General features: G+C 41.0%; 3 protein-coding genes. All 3 read left to right on the top strand.

Going from position 1 to position 2,912, the window contains the following annotated elements; all coding sequences use genetic code 11:
- The coding region (locus tag LHW48_00105) for an H-type lectin domain-containing protein (protein ID MCB5258863.1) at positions 1 to 490 on the top strand (490 nt) is incomplete at its 5' end.
- 465 nt (positions 491 to 955) lie between these two features.
- Positions 956 to 1,471, top strand: a complete 516-nt coding sequence (locus LHW48_00110; GenBank protein ID MCB5258864.1) for a hypothetical protein — start codon at positions 956 to 958, stop codon at positions 1,469 to 1,471.
- 6 nt (positions 1,472 to 1,477) lie between these two features.
- On the top strand, positions 1,478 to 2,656 hold the full coding sequence (locus LHW48_00115; protein ID MCB5258865.1) for a C10 family peptidase: 1,179 nt from the start codon (positions 1,478 to 1,480) through the stop codon (positions 2,654 to 2,656).
- The last annotated feature ends 256 nt before the right edge of the window (positions 2,657 to 2,912 follow it).

Below are 2,912 nucleotides of genomic sequence, written 5' to 3' on the forward strand. Positions count from 1 at the left end.
CACCAAAACCAACCTAAATAGGTGGCTTTATACTGGGAGCAGCTGGAACCTTGCCGCAGGTATGTATTTCAATGTTGACAGGTACAAAATAGCTAAACGCGTAAATTTTGAAGTTCCGTTCTGCTCACCTCCGGTTGTATGGATAAGGGAACGTCAGAGTGCCTGCCTTAGTTTTGCCAGCCCAAACGACGGTTATCCTTATGCTGAAATAACCAATGTTACAGAAACGGGGTTTGATGTAACCTACTGCACGTACTATGTTCGTTACAACTCAGCTGCGCAGGAGATAAACAGATGGGCTCCAGCTACTATTTCAAACTCAAAAATTGCTTATACAGCCGTTGGCGAACCGAATATAGCGGCTACAGCTGGACCCATCTCCGGCCCCACCACCGTTTGCACCTCCAACACCACCTTCACTATCAATAACCTGCCTGCGAGCTGCGCCTCAACGTGGCGGGCTGGCGTTCTGGCTCGTATTAGGTGGTAGTGGTTGTTAACGCCAAGCGCTATGCCACTCAGCTTATAGTGGAGTAAATTTTTAGATGCTGTTTGGGCATCTTTAGAGTTCCCTCTCCCCCGTTCGGCTCAGATTTAACCGGAGCCGAACGGGGTTTGAACGTATTAGTTTAGAAATTATAGAATGAGTTTGTACACCTGTTGATTTTAAGCACCCTACATTTAGCTGGAAAAATTACAATTAAAAACCACCTAATTTTTTGCTTTTCTAGCAAATTGCTTGTAACTTGTTTGCAGTTTATACCCTTAAAACCAGTAAGCTATAGGAATACTTACCCCACCAGACAGGTAACGCCGCCTAGCTCAGGGGTAAGAGTTTAAAAGTGAACTCATGTACCTTTTCGCTTTATAAACTTTCGACTTTTGCTAACGAGGAGGTGGAGGGTAAATTCACATATATTTTTGCAAATTTGTATAACCATAAAATTTCAAAAAAATGAAAACAAAAATTATAAAACTAAGCATCATTTTAATAGTTTTTAATCTGCTAAATGGTTGCGATTGGATGTATAATACTCCCGTAACAGGCAACGTGAGCTTACACAAAACAAAAGGCGATTACAGGCATCTATATATGATAAGAATGTCTGGAGATGAAATATGGGCTAAAAATTGTTGGGAACGGGATAAAACTTTGTGGTCGGGATTAAATGAAGATACCATTTATACCGGAAGGCAAAAAGTTGTCAATGGTTATGTACTTGACGGTCCCGCTAAGCTAACAGATGTTTATCTCTCTCTTACCTTCAAAGAAGTCCTTTTAAAAGAAATTGCAATGAATAACCCAGGCCATGCACTTCCGTATGACACATTACGGAAATACATCCTGGATAAAGACCCATACTTAGAACTTTATAGATGTATAACCACCTTTACGCTGGAGGATTCAGTGGAGATAAGCGAAATAATACGAAACGGAGAGATTGGACAGTACTTTGAACGCTTAAAATAGAACCCTATGAAAAAATATTTGTTTACACTTTTGACATTGGTATTTGTATGCCCGTTTTTTAGCTTGGCACAAAAAGTTAAGAAAGAAGATGCTTCCGAGCTTGCAAAGATTATATTTAAAAAGCACAACTCAGGCAGGTTAACTAATACCAAAGGAATTATCCCGCTGGGAAACATCAGGAAAACTGAACAAGAGAAGGTAGACACCTTGCTGTATATTGTGCCTTTCGAAAAAGGGGGCTTCGCAATCATATCTGGCGATAAAGGGGCACCCCCATATTTGGGTTATTGCCCTAAAGGCGATTTTAGGGAAGCTGATTTACCTCCGGGATTAGATTATTTGTTGGAAAAGTATAAAAGCAAAATATCGAAGATAAAAAATGACAGAAATCCTCAGGATGAAGATATCAAAAAACAATGGGAAGAGATTTATGACCAGAACCAGCTAAGGTCTGTAACCTCCAATGTTGCCCCAATGCTTGACACCGAATGGGGGCAACGATATGGTTTCAATGATTCAGTTCCAAATAATTATCCTGCCGGCTGCACCGCTGTGGCCATGGCTCAAATTTTGCGCTATTGGGAATGCAGGGTTAACCCCACCGGAAACCTTACTTGGGTATGGAATGGACTTGTTAGCCATGCAAATTTTGGTGCAACAACTTACTCGTGGTTGGATATGGATAATCAAATAAGAGATGAACTTAATGCCCAATTAATATACCATGCCGGAGTTTCCTGTTTAACAAAATACAAATCTAACGGTTCTTCTTCCACGCCTGGTAGGGCTAAGGATGGCTTTGTAAATTACTGGGGCATGGATAACGACGCAGATGTAAAATGGAGAATATGGCACCTTAGCAATTGGAAGGGCATGCTTGTAGATGAACTGCATGCTGGCAGTCCTATATTGTACAGTGCCGGGGGTGCTGAAATTGGGGGTGATTTGTTATATGGCCATTCCTGGGTAATTGATGGGGTTACGATTGATCATAACTACTTTTGGTGTAATTGGGGATGGTATGGAGATTATAATGGATGGTATGAGCTGGGTAACTTTAAACCTAAAGATAATAATTATAACCAGATGGAAAGTGCTATATTTAATGTTTACCCTACTCAACCCTCTGGAATAGCAACTCCTCAACTAGCCAATCAATCGTTTACCTATAATTCCAATGGATAAACACTAACTGTACCGGAGGCATTTGGTGCGACAAGTTATGAATGGATTACAAATAAGGGTACAATTTCAGGGAGTGGTATATCTGCAACCCTTTATACTGACGAATCAGCAACTGTGCAGGTTAGGGCCTATAACGAGATATGTGAAATTTATTCACCATATAAAGCTGCAACGATAACAGTAAACTATGGTCCAGTTTCAGGCCCCACCACCGTTTGCTCCACCTGGGTTACCTACACCCTTAATAATGTGCCCA

The sequence above is a fragment of the Candidatus Cloacimonadota bacterium genome, assembly GCA_020532355.1.
GTDB lineage: Bacteria > Cloacimonadota > Cloacimonadia > Cloacimonadales > Cloacimonadaceae > UBA5456.